The sequence below is a fragment of the Gemella morbillorum genome (assembly GCF_900476045.1).
Classification (GTDB): domain Bacteria; phylum Bacillota; class Bacilli; order Staphylococcales; family Gemellaceae; genus Gemella; species Gemella morbillorum.
On record NZ_LS483440.1, the window covers coordinates 1,677,849 to 1,691,027 of the forward strand.

Below are 13,179 nucleotides of genomic sequence, written 5' to 3' on the forward strand. Positions count from 1 at the left end.
GTCTTTTTTAACTCTATTAAGTACCTTATAAAATAAGGTATTCTTCTTCAAACTAAAACTTTAAAAATGTAGACATATTGGTTATTTTAACGCCATGTCTTCTGCTTTCTTTAATTAACTCCTCTATCAACTTATCATTTTTCTTATCTTTTCCAAAAATAATGGCTGTTGTTTTACCTTGTTTATTATCGATGTATAACATATATCTCTTTCCTCCCCCACTTCTTCCACGAAAACAAGAAATTCTAATACATTTTATCTCTTTTAATGGAATAATTCTTTTTCTAATAACAAATGCATTATGAATATAAAGCTTCCCTTCCGCTATATGATAAGGTGCAAAAAAAGATCCTTTACTTTGGCGAACAATACTACATCTACGAAAAATAATAAGCATAAATATTACTAAAAGCGTTATTGTCGCGTGTCTAAAAAGTCTATTCTTCCACATTTCTTCAAGCCCTATTAAAAAATATTCAATCCATTCTATCATTAAAATCATCTCCTTATTAGATATTTCTTACAATTTAACTAGAAATTTTTCGGATTTCCCCTTAATCACTCATCATGAAATATTAATAATCTTCAAATACTGACTTGCCAGCTTAATACTCCTTACATCTGGCTATAATATTTAACTTTCTTTTTAACAATATGTAATCTAATATTAAAATAAATAATAACAATGGTATTAAATCAAGAATAAAGATAGGTAATACTTCTATAAAAATTAGCGGAACAGTTCCTTTTTTCTCATAAGGTGCACTACCCCAATACCCATTAATAAGTGGTGATACAGCCTCTAAAGTATTATAATACCAACTTGTAAAACTATTTTGATAAGGATTCATTATTACCCACATCGTTAACATAAACATAATAACAAGATATAAAATTCCAAAAACTAACGCTAGTGTTTTTGTTTTTCGAGCAACTTCTGCACAAGTCTCATCCACTTCATCTTGACTTAAGTTTTGAAAAACTTCGTACTTCGCCCATTTTTTATTAAAAACATATTGATTATATTTGTATAAATAATGTTTTTTTATATCACCTTTCATAAAATTATAGTCCCTTTCTGCTACTTAGAAAAAATCAAATTTTACTCACAATACTACATATTTTAATGAATCCTATCTCTTTATTAAAATTATATCATAAATATTGGCTCTAATCACCGACCACTCTATAATTATATCTTTTTAGCAAATTTCGTTGTCAAAGATTATAGACAATATATCTTGTATACAAAGAGAAAAGTAGTAAATCTAAAAAGACTTACTACCTCAGCAAATTATAGCATTTTAATTTCCTAAAACTATAATTATTTTCTTCCTTCTTTTTTAATCTTATAAAATTCTTTAATACATTTAAGTTGCATCTTTTTATTTTCTGCGACTAACTCACCATCAATTTGGTAATATGGTTGCGATGTTTCTACCGATAAACTATCAGCCTTTAAAACTTTGATACCTTTTAATTTATTATGTTTATTTAACAACAAACAAATGTAATTATAAACAAATCTAAACCAAGACATATCAGCCATTATCATAATATGAAACTGCCCATCTCGTCCTGTAGCTGTATTAGAAAATCTAATTCCACCACCTTCATATGATTGAATCATTACATTTAACAAACGTAACTTATCTGTCTCTAAAATACTGTCCCCTACTTGAATTTTGGCATAGTATTTTTTTAATTTTAAAATCGTTATAACTCCTTCAACTAAATAAATATAACTTCCGAAATATTTCTTTAGTCTTGATTTTTCTACTCGCTCTATAACATCTGCATTAAAACCAATATCAAACCCTGAGCAGAACTTTTTACCATTCACATCTCCTACATCGTATACATTAAAATCACTAGAATTTATCAACTTTATTATACAAGAGGAACTCCTCTCTAATTGTAATGAGCGTGCTAAATCATTTCCTGATCCTTGCGCCAAGTATATAATATCTTCTTCATGATAGTTATTAATAACTTCATTTATTGTTCCGTCTCCACCAATTACAATAATTTGCTTTGAAGAAACCTCATCCATTAACTTTTGCGCGTTTTTTGTTTCACTCGTTTTTAAAACTCTATATTCAATTTTTTCTCGATTCAAGATATTTTCAATTTTTTCTAACTCTAATAATGATTTTTTATGTTTTGAATTTACTATTATTTCAATCATCTTCTTAACCTTACTTTAGATAACTGCATAATTCCTTGTATTAACAGCTATAAACTCCTTCAACTATTTAGCTATGTTATTATATCCCTTATCTTTAACTTAATACTATATAATTCCTGAAAAAAAGATAAAAGCCGTCCAAAACTATTTCCAACTTTTATCTAAATAAATACATCAATATAAAATCTAATATAGTAATAAGTCCTTTGAAAGTAATATTTACATACCTAATCCCTATAATAAAATTGATGAGTCCCTATTCTTCTTTTAATAACTCATCCAATTCTTCAGAATGTTTTACTTCTTCTACAAGCGGTTCGCCTTCATTGATTACTGTATCAATACTTAACTTCTCATCATTATTAACTATTAGTCGCGCAAAAATTTTTTCCCCAACCTGCTTTATACTTTCATAATCAATTTTATAATCTTTAATTTTTGATTTTGTAGTAAATGCCAACTTATCTTTTTCAAAAATAATTTTTTCATACAATCCGCGTGCATCAGCGGTCTTAACAGTTTGAATTATTTCTTTATATTTTGGATTATTTTTCATATAAATAACCCCGCCAACAGCAGCGATAAAAGTCAAAGCTCCTAGTATTCTTTTTCTCATAAAACAAGCCTCCTTACTCACAATAAAATATCAATTGGAGATTTCCTTCATCCCTTATCTCCATTGTTTTTTGTTAACTTATATAATATACCTTTTTAAATTTTTTTTCAACTATTTTAAGAAGCTTTTTTCCTACACTTATTTGTTCCTAAAAACTTTATCCTATTTTTTAAGGGCTATTCTATTTTGTATTTTTATTTTTTATACATATCTTTTCGATTACATTGCTTTTTTATATTTATTCTGTCAAAAATATATCATTAATAAATAAATTTATTTTTTATTATTTATTGTATAATCTGCGCTATAATTTCTTATAAAACAACAATAAAACCAGAAATAAAAATCCTTGTTTACGAAATTTTTTACTAAAAATATTTTATTTATCAATCTTTGTGTGTTATAATAAAAGTGTAAAGATATTAGGAGGATATTACTTATGAAAAAAACAAATAAAATTACACTTGCATTATCAAGCGTTCTATTAGCGGCATCTCTTGCAGGATGTAGTTCTAGCGGCGACGGAGTTGTACGTACTTATAAAGACGGAAAAGAAGCAGATGTAGAAAAAGCTGCTATTAAACTTGTAAAAGCAGTGAAAACTGGGGATTACAACCTTATGAGCGCTGAAGAACTAAAAAAAGCTCTTGACGGAAAAGAAGAAATGGTACTTGTTGATACAATGCCAGCAAAAAGTTTCGAGAAATCTCATATTAAATCTGCAGTAAATGCTGTTTTACCTGTAAAAATAGAAGATGTAAAACCTGAAGAAAAAGAAGCATTCTTAAAAGCTTTAGGTGATAATAAAGACAAAAAAATCGTTCTTTACTGCGGCTTTGTAGGTTGCGAACGTAGTCATGTTGGTGCTGTTATAGCTAAAGAAGCAGGCTTTAAAAATGTTTATAGATTCCCGGGCGGAATTGCCGCATGGGTAGATGCGGGAAATAGCGTCGAAAAATAACACTTATAGTTAGAATTTGTGGATAATAATGAGGACTTAATCACAAATACTCTTATAGTTTAGGGGCATTCCGTTATTATCGTTGGGCAACTTAATTTCAAATTGACCACCTCGGCGATTCTCGATTGCATAGTCTCCATTTATCCAGAACAAAAATTCCGCCTTTAAACCGACAAAACAACAAATTTTGTCGGTTTTCTAAAAAAACAAAGACTAACACCTAATTTAATTTGAACAGTGTGTTAGTCTTCTTTTTTTCTATTATATTTGAAAATATCCTTTTTAAATAACGGAACATTATCAAAATACTCCCCTTTATATAGCGGATGACACTTTAATAATCTTTTAACCGTTAAATAAGTTCCTAAGAAAAACCCAAACCTCTTATAACTTTCTACCGCGTACATCGAGCAAGTCGGAGAAAATCTGCAACGAGGTTTTGTATAAGGGGAGATATATTTTCTATATAAGTTAATTAAAAATATACAAATCTTAGCCATTTTTCTTCCTTTCTTTATTCTTATTGTAACAAAATTATCCCTCCGCATTCAAATAATGTACTTACTTTTTAGAAATTATCTTTCACCAAAAAAATCTATTATTAATAGCACTTACTTACGAAACTATTATTTTACTGATAACAATTCTCAATAATTATTAGAGAGCAATAATCTTTACACCTCATATTCAGAATGTTATAATGTAAATATAATTATTAAATAAAGGAGATTTTAAAATGAAACATATAAACGAATTAAATAAACTTGTAGCAAATCTTACAGTACTTTATACAAAACTACACAGCTTCCACTGGTATGTAAATGGACGTAATTTTTATACTCTACATACTGTATTTGAAAATTACTATGATTACACTACAGCAACTTTAGATGAAGCTGCTGAAAGACTATTAGCAATCGGTGGACGCCCAGTTTCTACACTTAAAGGTGCATTAGAACTAGCTACTATCGAAGAAGCAACTGAAAAAGAAACTACTTCAGAAATGGTTGCTGCAGTTTTCCACGACTTCGAATTATTAAAAGCAGATCTTTCTAAACTTATGGAACTTTCTGAAGAAGAAGGTGACCAAGGAACTTCTGATTTTGCCCTTGGTGTTAAAACTCAATTAGAAAAAAATATTTGGATGCTTAAAGCATATCTTTCTGAATAATTAAATTATAAAAATTAAAGACTAGGTGTTAATAAATAATCTATCCACTCGGATATGATTTATCTATTAACACCTAGTTTTTTATTTATAATTAGTTAGCTTTTGGTATTTGCACCTTGCCTATTTAAGATATTAAGATTTATTGCGTCTACATAATACGTAGTTATTTTCCCATCAGCTGTCGTTAAGATAACACTCCACGTAGGTATTAATACTTGGTTTTCTATTTGAGAAATATAAGTATAATATCCTAACGTTGCTTTCACATTACAGTTTTTGGGAATCAAGTCTTCATGATACAACCTATTAACTGCCTGCATCTGAGCTACCAATGTTTCACTTTTATCTTTCTTTATATTAGTAACACTAGTTAGAGAGAATTTTTTTACATCTCCATTTGAATCAACGTCAAATACTATTCTAGCGTTTTTATTCGCAAAAACTCGAATACCATCGATTTGTTGCTCATAAATTATCTCGTTTCTCTTTGCGCTATAACTAGAAAACGTGTATTCTGAACCAAATTTGAACTTTTCTAATAAAAAGGCATCTAGCTCCGCACGATAATTCCCTTTAGACACATTTGTTATAGCTGTATCTGTACTAACTTTTAAAACAGATGCATTATCAGAAATTTCAACATCATAATTCAAGCCCAAGTTCTCTTTTTTAAAATCCTTAAAACTAGCTATTGTAACATTGACATAACCTAAGTTTTCCTTTTTACTCGTACTTTCTTCTACAGTTATATTATCATTCTTCATAGCTTTTTCAATAATTTCTTTTTCTTGAACTATTTCTGTTTTATATTTTTGGATTGTATAGATATAAGAACCTAGTAGCACGGCGTTTAAGACAATGAACAAATAAATAAATAGACTTTTCATCTTGCCCCAATTCATAGTTTTCCTCCTCCAGCTACCAACTCTTTTATTTTCTTAAAGCTTATATATCGATTATTATATTTTACATACCATGCAGGTGTATAACTAAAACTATTGTTCTCTTTATTATAAGTTTTTTCATACCCTAAGACTATGTCCGTTACATTCTTTAAATTAGTATTGTTATAAAGGTAGTTAATAACATATTCCGTTTTTTCTACTTCAAAAAGACCTACTTCTTTTGAAGATAAATAGGTTTTTGTCAACCTCTTAGGAGAGGTAAGGCGATATATACCATTACTATTATCTTCCGAAACAATATCCGCGTGTCCTTCCTTACTAAAAACAATAGACTCCTTATATGTTTCTTGGAAAATAGTTATTCCATCAAAGGACGTTGTCAATTGGTAATTAGTATCACTAGTATAGCCTAATTCTAAGAAATTAATAGTGTTATTTATCGCGACTGTAGCTCCTACCTCTTTTCCACCTTCATTAGAAGGGTTCGTATAAACTATTCTATGATTTTGTGATTTCAAAATAGCATAGCCATCTGTTATTTCATTATCAGCACCAACTCGAACATCATCTTTTTTCTCAAAGACATCTTTCGCAAGGCGTGTTATACTAACTTCTTCTGCATTATATTCATCAATTACCTTTTCTTCGTCAGCATCTTTTAAATAAATAAACCTATTATTTAAACTATACTTTGAATAATCTTTTTTATTCTCATTGAATTTCTCATTTATTTTATCATAAACTGCTTCTTTTAATGTAACTTGAAGATAGTTTTTATCATCTTTTTTATAAAGATACAACATGTTCGGTCTATCCTTTAACATTACCAAAGTATCAAATTCCAAACTAACATTAGAATTTTCTTCTGAAAAGAAAAGAGATTTAACAAGTGACGAATCCAATGTTTCCTGGTAATTTATCGATATTTTTTCAGAAGTACTATTCGTTGTAATATCTTCTATATTACGATTACGCACGCGGACTTCGATACTTTGACTGTTAGCTAGTTCTATTAACAACTCTTTTAGAACTTTCTTATCTTTTACCGCCTCGACAGTTGCTATTTTGGTGATAGAATTAGGAACTATTGCCTCTTCTCGCATACCTGGATATGTTTTTACCACAGAATCCGGAATTAAAAATCCAACTAAATTATTTTTATCAGCTTCTGGTAATTTTTGTTGACTTCGTCGAGTGAACAGCTCATAATCCGGTTTATAAGTTATTATTAAATACGATAATAATAAACTAGAAAATACCAAACATACTAATAAAACAGATTTAAATCGTTCTCTTTTTATACCTTTCATATGAGCCCCCTTATAACCATTCATCATCTATTCGTTCACAAGGCAAGGTTACAAAAATAATTGTCCCATAACCTTCTCTACTTTGTGCCCAAATACGACCTTTATGTGCCTCAATAATATTTTTAGCAAGTGCAAGTCCAAGACCTGTTCCTCCCATACTTCTTTGTCGACTCTTATCAACACGATAAAATCTATTGAATATTTTATCAATATGTACTAGCGGTATTCCGACACCTTCATCTTTTATTGAGATATTAACCCTGTTATGGTTATAATTTTGTCTCACACGAATCGTTATATTTTTACCATTTGGAGAATATTTTATGGCATTATTCATTATATTATCGAACACCTGAGTAAGTTTATCTTGATCACCCTCAACAAAAATAGGAGTTTTTGAAGTGTGTTTTATAAAATTCTTCTCCGGATGAGTTAATTCAAATCTATTAGATATTTGTTCAATCAACTTATTAATATCTATAAACTCTTTTTCATAATGCTCTTCTTTAATATCCATTTTCCCTAGTTGCATTAACTCATTAACCATCCTAATCATACGATTTGTTTCTTTGTGGATAGTATCGATAAACTGTGGAGCTAGTTCTTTATCGTTTATAACCCCTTCTTCCAACGCTTCAATATAACTATTCATCGTTGTTAAAGGCGTACGCAATTCGTGAGATACTGTTGAAACAAACTCGCGACGTTCTTTTTCTTGACGTTCTTGATCCGTTACATCATAAAGAACTATAATATATCCTTCTAACTCCGTTGACATCTGCGTCAGGTCTTCTTTTTCTTCCTTAACTATTTTTGAAAACTCTGCACGCAATAACAAACTTTCATCAGTTTTTGAAGTATTAACAAGTAAACTATCTTCTGCCTCGATAATATCTCCGATATGTTCATATTCTGTAATATTCAAAATTTTCAACGCATCTTTCCCGATAAAAATCTCCTCATCACGAGCACCAATCATATCTTCTGCAGAAGTATTAATCAAGATTATTCGACCATTATTGTCAGTCGTAATAATACCATCCATCATACTTTCGATAATAGTCGCTAGCTTTCTACGTTCTGTCTCAGTTACCGCTTGTTCCTCTTCTATCCTTTTAGAAATTTTATTAAATACTTTTGCCAAGTCTCCTATTTCATCATTAGTATCAATCCCAACAACCGTGCCATAGTTCCCAGACGCCATTTTTTTAACTTGAGAACTCATTTTTTCAATAGAACTTGTAACTGTCTTCGAGGCAACGAAACCTATGATTGTCGTAATTAAAATAGATAGTACTGTCCCTATAATAAAGATTCTAGTAATACCATTAACATCCTGATAAACACTTTCTATATCAGCCATTAATGATACTACACCTACGATTTTATCCCCTTGCTTTATAGGGCTGACATAAATCCAAACCCTCTTTCCTAATTCGACATTATTCTGAATTTTTTTCGCACTTTCTCCTGTTTTTAACACTTGGCTAACTAATGGATCAAATGACCTTTTAGCTAAATATTCGTCATTTCCATTTTTAGATGATGAAGCTACAACTTTAGAGTTATTATCAATAATACTAACAGATAATAATTTTTGTATATTAAATTCACTAATAAGTTTTGCAATACCACTCTTAGAATTAGCAGAAGCAACATCTCCTTCTATTTTGATACTTTCTCCATCCGTTGATGCATTACCTGCTTGCTCTTCATTATCAGTTTTTTTACCATCTTTATCTAACTCTTCACGAATATGGTAATTCAGAATTTTTTCTTGTTCAATAATATTTTGTTCAAAGTTATTTATATTAGACGTCCTAAGTTGCGCTGTAAAAAATAGCCCTATCAGTTGTAGAGCTATTATATTTACAAGAACATAGACAACAACGAACTTAACCCTTATAGACGAAAACCAACGTCTATTAACATTCTTGTAATTAAATAAATTCATTACTCTTCACCTATGAAATATCCTACACCACGACGTGTCATAATATATTCTGGTTGTGAAGAATCAGTTTCAACCTTTTCTCTTAAACGTCTTACCGTAACGTCAACTGTACGCACATCTCCAAAATAATCATATCCCCATACAGTCTGTAATAAGTTTTCACGAGTTAAAACTTGCCCTGGGTGTTGAGCTAAATAATAAAACAAATCAAATTCACGACGCGTAAGATCGATTTCTTTACCATTTTTCTTAATAACATATGCATCCGGATAAATAACTATATCTTTTATCGCCAGCTCGCTTGTTTTTTCCTCTTCTACATCTTCTTGTTGTTTTAAAACACGACGAAGATTTACTTTAACACGAGCCATAAGCTCTCTTGTAGAAAATGGTTTAGTTACATAATCATCTGCCCCAAATTCTAATCCAAGCACCTTATCAATCTCACTATTTTTTGCAGTTAGCATTATTATAGGTATATTTTTCTTCGCACGAACTTCACGACAAACTTCCATACCATCTTTTTTAGGTAACATCAAATCTAGTAAAATCAAATCAGGATTTTCGCTAAATGCAAGTTCAACCGCACGTTCTCCATCATTCGCTATAATTACATCATAACCTTCTTTTTTCAAATTAAAGTCTAGAATTTTCGCAATCGGCTCCTCATCATCAACTACTAAAATTTTGTATTCAGCCATCCGAGCTCCTCCTTAATTATAAATTATTTCATAGTCTAATTTTTCTACTTTTTCGCATAGACTCTTCTATATTATATCATTTTTTTTTCTTTTTTTCAGCACCTAATATGTAGAAGATTCGTATAATTAAGTATATTAACAATCTCTTAACTATTTTAAAGCTCTCTTGTCTTTACCCTACCTTATCATCTACTCTATGAAATATTTACTTTGCATTTGTTTTTTTCTTCTTCTCAATTTCATCTAACACACTCTGTATAAAGTTGTTAAATGTTACACTATAAGAATTTTTATTTAAACTATTCAAGACAGTTTCACTCTGCAAAGTTGAGTTAATCTGATCACTCAAAGATGTCAGAATATCATTCGATAACATACCTAACAATTTAATATCTTCTAATGAAAATTCTTTATACTCTGCAACAATATTTTTATGATTAACATCTCCATTTGCCAAAAGAGCTACCATCGTTTCTTGATTATCTCCTAAAAATCCCTTTATACCATGTATCCCTGCATCTTTTATTATATAAACATCTCCTAAATAACAGCCTATGCCCAACAATTCCGAAATACGCGTGAAAATATCACTTTCAGAAACAATTCTCTTCACAGACCCTGTAAATTCTAATTTTTTCTTAGCAATCTTCTTAACTTTCCTATTATATCTGGCTAATCTCTCATAATATAAAGCTTCACCCATATCTGGCGTCATAAAAATATCAACACCATCTTTTAAATATAACGGCGCTGCATTATAAACTATTGTTTCTTTAACATTATATTCTAAAGCAACACGCATGGCGATATTCCCACCTAAAGAATGGCCAGTTAAAATAATATTTTCACCATACTTTTTTACCATTCTCTTATAAAACCTATAACACGGTGGATAATGTTCTCCTTGTCCAAGGCAAACACCTACAACATCAGCATACAAATCCTTTTCTCGATCAAAATAATAATTCGTTCCCGTATAAGCTAAAATATAATTATCTAATTTAGTATTTTTAAATAAGCTTCCACTACTTCCCGTTTTTTCATCATAGAAACTCGTTACAAACTCAAGCTCTGATGGAAAGCTTCCCGTTTTTTTATCCAATTCAATATAATTATAAATCATCTTCTTTGAAGTCTTCATTTTTGTCAATGTCTCTATCCTATAGACGATAAAGGATGCATTACTCGTCAAATCAAAAATTTTCGCCATCAATTCTACCTCCATATCATAATTTTTATAATACTATACTTCCCGTAATCTAGCAATTGTTAACCTTTAATCCCCTTAATAAATCTCGTTTTATAAGACTAAAAAACCACCCCCTACGAAGCAATTTTCTCTCAATATAATCAGTAACATTTTTCGAGAGATTATTTATAAAATCTACTATATATTTCTTTTATTTTTTGTTATAATAAGTTTACTACAATTCGGAGGTAAATTATGAAAATATTACTAGCCTACTCAAGTAAAACTAAAAACACAAAAAAAGTGGCAGAGGCTATCTATAATGAGATAAAAAGCCTAGCAGATGTAACTTTACTAGATATAAAAAGACAAAAAACAAAACTACAAGAACAATATGACCTGTATATCTTAGGTGCTTGGACAGATAAAACAACTGCCAACAAAAAAATGCAAGATTTTGTAAACATTCAAGAGATAAAAGACAAAAAAGTAGCGCTTTTTTTAACTTGTGGTGTTCCACGAGAGCATTACCATGCAGATGACTCAATAAACAATTATATAGACTTTATGAAAGAACGTGGTAACGACGTCCTTAAAACATTTATTTGCCAAGGGAAAATAGACCCTAAGGTACTTATTGTCTTTAAAATATTGTCATGGAAAGACCCTAATTTTATTCACAAAGTTACACCAGATTTGGTAGATATGGTGAAAGAATCAAAATCACATCCTGATCAAAAAGATTTACACGATGCTGGACTTTGTTTTAAAGAATTACTACAAACTGAACTTTCTTAAATCAAACCTTAATAAGTCCTAAGGAAAACCTTAGGACTTATTTTTATACAGCATTCCCAGTAAAGTATAAAAGCACCTTGAACAAATGTTCAAAGTGCTTTATTTTTTATCGAATTATCTTACGCGGATAAATACTGGTCCACTTCCAACGTTAACACTGTTAACTACTGTTTGGTTACCATTCCATCCACCGTGGATAGCTTGTCCGTTACCTGCATAAACAGCAATATGAGCAAATCCTAAACCACCGTTAGCATAGTATACTAAGTCTCCTGGTTGAGCTTGAGATGCTGGAACAACAGTTCCTAAACTCATATATCCTGCTGGCCAGTCGTGGAAATTAATTCCTACTGCTTTAAGAGAGTTAGTTACAAGCATTGTACAATCTTGGATTCTTCCTAATTGAGCCATAGCTGCTTGATAAATTGCTGCCGCTTTGTTTGAAGACGCCACTTGAGTTGTAGCTGCTGGTGCCGGTGTAGCCGCTGGTTTAACTTCAGCTTTTGGAGCTGGAGCTGGAGCTGGTGTAGCTGCTGGTTTCGCTGCCGGAGCTGGAGTTGCCGCTGGAGCTGGAGCTGGTGTAGCTGCTGGTTTCGCTGCTACTGTTGCTGTTGGATCAACTTTTACTACAGTTTGTGCAGATGTAGTTTGAGTTACAGATGCTTTTGCTACTGTAGCCGCTGTTGTTTGAGTTTTAGCCGCTGCAGCTGCATCAATTCTTAAAACTTCACCAACGTAGATTAAGTTTGGATTAGAGATATTGTTTAATTTAACAAGTTCATCTACTGATACACCAAATCTACTAGAGATTTTCGCTAAAGTATCTCCTAAAACTACTGAGTAGTATCCTTCTTGTTTTGCTTGAGCTACTTGGTTAACAGTTGTGTTATAAGTTAATTTATCTCCAGGGAAGATTAATGAACTTGTTAAGTTGTTATCGTGCATAAGTTGGTCAACAGTTGTTCCATTGTTAATAGCGATATCCCAAAGTGTATCACCTTTTTTTACTGTATAAGTATCAGCGTCAGCTACTTGTGCTAAACCAAAAGCTACTGTTGATACGATTGCTGTTGTTGCTACTAATTTATGTAATTTACTCATCTAAAATAATTTCTCCTTAAACTCTGATTTCGAGCTAAACGCTCTCTAATAATATTTTCTAAATTTCTATTTTTTCTAAATTGTTATTTCAAAACTTTAATATCTATACGTCTTTAACTCCATTTAAACAGCTTTAAGTTTCGTTTTAATTTTGACGTAATACCATTATATGATGTAGAAAAAGTTTTTTCAATACTTGTAACAGTTTTGTAACAATAGTGATAAAAACCTGTCACAAAGCTTTACTGTCGTAATTTTTGAGTTATATTTGAGGCATAAAAATTG

General features: G+C 30.6%; 14 protein-coding genes. 3 read left to right on the top strand and 11 right to left on the bottom strand.

Translation table 11 applies throughout. From position 1 onward, the window contains the following. Positions 1 to 52: 52 nt before the first annotated feature. The 4 genes from DQN46_RS08040 to DQN46_RS08055 all read right to left on the bottom strand — a co-directional run bounded on the left by DQN46_RS08040 (position 53) and on the right by DQN46_RS08055 (position 2,804). Positions 53 to 493 carry a hypothetical protein gene (locus tag DQN46_RS08040; RefSeq protein WP_111743649.1) on the bottom strand — a complete coding sequence of 147 codons (441 nt, stop codon included), beginning with the start codon at positions 491 to 493 and terminating at the stop codon, positions 53 to 55. Positions 494 to 605: 112 nt separating this feature from the next. Continuing rightward, entirely contained in the window at positions 606 to 1,061 is a 456-nt protein-coding gene (locus DQN46_RS08045; protein WP_111743650.1) for a hypothetical protein, read from the bottom strand. Between the two features lie 263 nt (positions 1,062 to 1,324). Beyond that, positions 1,325 to 2,188: a diacylglycerol/lipid kinase family protein gene (locus DQN46_RS08050; protein ID WP_111743651.1), complete on the bottom strand. Its 864-nt coding sequence runs from the start codon at positions 2,186 to 2,188 to the stop codon at positions 1,325 to 1,327. 256 nt (positions 2,189 to 2,444) lie between these two features. After that, positions 2,445 to 2,804, bottom strand: a complete 360-nt coding sequence (locus DQN46_RS08055) for a DUF1310 family protein (RefSeq protein WP_004633700.1) — start codon at positions 2,802 to 2,804, stop codon at positions 2,445 to 2,447. A gap of 439 nt (positions 2,805 to 3,243) precedes the next feature. Here DQN46_RS08055 and DQN46_RS08060 point away from each other — a divergent pair, with 439 nt between their 5' ends. Next, positions 3,244 to 3,765, top strand: coding sequence for a rhodanese-like domain-containing protein (locus tag DQN46_RS08060; protein ID WP_111743652.1), 522 nt, complete (start codon positions 3,244 to 3,246; stop codon positions 3,763 to 3,765). A gap of 242 nt (positions 3,766 to 4,007) precedes the next feature. Here DQN46_RS08060 and yidD read toward each other — a convergent pair whose 3' ends face one another. Further along, positions 4,008 to 4,313: a membrane protein insertion efficiency factor YidD gene (gene yidD / locus DQN46_RS08065; RefSeq protein ID WP_425250631.1), complete on the bottom strand. Its 306-nt coding sequence runs from the start codon at positions 4,311 to 4,313 to the stop codon at positions 4,008 to 4,010. Positions 4,314 to 4,501: 188 nt separating this feature from the next. On the opposite strand from yidD, the gene DQN46_RS08070 reads away from it, so the two are divergent. Beyond that, the gene (locus DQN46_RS08070; RefSeq protein ID WP_111743654.1) at positions 4,502 to 4,936 is read left to right on the top strand and encodes a Dps family protein; all 435 of its coding nucleotides are present in this window, start codon (positions 4,502 to 4,504) and stop codon (positions 4,934 to 4,936) included. Positions 4,937 to 5,031: 95 nt separating this feature from the next. Here the strand turns inward: DQN46_RS08070 and yycI are convergent, their stop codons facing one another. The 5 genes from yycI to DQN46_RS08095 all read right to left on the bottom strand — a co-directional run bounded on the left by yycI (position 5,032) and on the right by DQN46_RS08095 (position 11,016). After that, positions 5,032 to 5,838 carry a two-component system regulatory protein YycI gene (gene yycI / locus DQN46_RS08075; protein WP_111743655.1) on the bottom strand — a complete coding sequence of 269 codons (807 nt, stop codon included), beginning with the start codon at positions 5,836 to 5,838 and terminating at the stop codon, positions 5,032 to 5,034. After that, positions 5,835 to 7,151: a two-component system activity regulator YycH gene (yycH, locus tag DQN46_RS08080; protein ID WP_111743656.1), complete on the bottom strand. Its 1,317-nt coding sequence runs from the start codon at positions 7,149 to 7,151 to the stop codon at positions 5,835 to 5,837. Before yycH ends, yycI begins: the two co-directional genes overlap by 4 nt. A 10-nt stretch (positions 7,152 to 7,161) precedes the next feature. Beyond that, positions 7,162 to 9,105, bottom strand: coding sequence for an ATP-binding protein (locus tag DQN46_RS08085; protein ID WP_004633714.1), 1,944 nt, complete (start codon positions 9,103 to 9,105; stop codon positions 7,162 to 7,164). Further along, positions 9,105 to 9,806 (bottom strand): response regulator YycF, encoded by a 702-nt coding sequence (gene yycF, locus DQN46_RS08090; RefSeq protein ID WP_004633715.1) that lies wholly within the window; start codon positions 9,804 to 9,806, stop codon positions 9,105 to 9,107. The genes DQN46_RS08085 and yycF overlap by 1 nt, the downstream gene beginning before the upstream one ends. A gap of 205 nt (positions 9,807 to 10,011) precedes the next feature. Next, a complete protein-coding gene (locus DQN46_RS08095) occupies positions 10,012 to 11,016 on the bottom strand; it encodes a Tle-like phospholipase domain-containing protein (RefSeq protein WP_004633717.1) in 1,005 nt (334 codons plus the stop codon). Positions 11,017 to 11,250: 234 nt separating this feature from the next. On the opposite strand from DQN46_RS08095, the gene DQN46_RS08100 reads away from it, so the two are divergent. Further along, positions 11,251 to 11,793, top strand: coding sequence for a flavodoxin family protein (locus tag DQN46_RS08100; protein ID WP_111743657.1), 543 nt, complete (start codon positions 11,251 to 11,253; stop codon positions 11,791 to 11,793). A 114-nt stretch (positions 11,794 to 11,907) separates the two neighbouring features. On the opposite strand, the gene DQN46_RS08105 is transcribed toward DQN46_RS08100, so the two are convergent. Next, positions 11,908 to 12,894 (bottom strand): LysM peptidoglycan-binding domain-containing protein, encoded by a 987-nt coding sequence (locus DQN46_RS08105; RefSeq protein ID WP_111743658.1) that lies wholly within the window; start codon positions 12,892 to 12,894, stop codon positions 11,908 to 11,910. Between the last annotated feature and the right edge of the window lie 285 nt (positions 12,895 to 13,179).

Coding starts and splice junctions, on each gene's coding strand:
- DQN46_RS08060 (WP_111743652.1), top strand. CDS start 3,244: ATGAAAAAAACAAATAAAATTACACTTGCATTATCAAGCGTTCTATTA.
- DQN46_RS08100 (WP_111743657.1), top strand. CDS start 11,251: ATGAAAATATTACTAGCCTACTCAAGTAAAACTAAAAACACAAAAAAA.
- DQN46_RS08050 (WP_111743651.1), bottom strand. CDS start 2,188: ATGATTGAAATAATAGTAAATTCAAAACATAAAAAATCATTATTAGAG.
- yycI (WP_111743655.1), bottom strand. CDS start 5,838: ATGAATTGGGGCAAGATGAAAAGTCTATTTATTTATTTGTTCATTGTC.
- DQN46_RS08095 (WP_004633717.1), bottom strand. CDS start 11,016: ATGGCGAAAATTTTTGATTTGACGAGTAATGCATCCTTTATCGTCTAT.
- DQN46_RS08040 (WP_111743649.1), bottom strand. CDS start 493: ATGATAGAATGGATTGAATATTTTTTAATAGGGCTTGAAGAAATGTGG.
- DQN46_RS08055 (WP_004633700.1), bottom strand. CDS start 2,804: ATGAGAAAAAGAATACTAGGAGCTTTGACTTTTATCGCTGCTGTTGGC.
- yidD (WP_425250631.1), bottom strand. CDS start 4,313: ATGCGGAGGGATAATTTTGTTACAATAAGAATAAAGAAAGGAAGAAAA.
- DQN46_RS08070 (WP_111743654.1), top strand. CDS start 4,502: ATGAAACATATAAACGAATTAAATAAACTTGTAGCAAATCTTACAGTA.
- yycF (WP_004633715.1), bottom strand. CDS start 9,806: ATGGCTGAATACAAAATTTTAGTAGTTGATGATGAGGAGCCGATTGCG.
- DQN46_RS08085 (WP_004633714.1), bottom strand. CDS start 9,105: ATGAATTTATTTAATTACAAGAATGTTAATAGACGTTGGTTTTCGTCT.
- yycH (WP_111743656.1), bottom strand. CDS start 7,151: ATGAAAGGTATAAAAAGAGAACGATTTAAATCTGTTTTATTAGTATGT.
- DQN46_RS08045 (WP_111743650.1), bottom strand. CDS start 1,061: ATGAAAGGTGATATAAAAAAACATTATTTATACAAATATAATCAATAT.
- DQN46_RS08105 (WP_111743658.1), bottom strand. CDS start 12,894: ATGAGTAAATTACATAAATTAGTAGCAACAACAGCAATCGTATCAACA.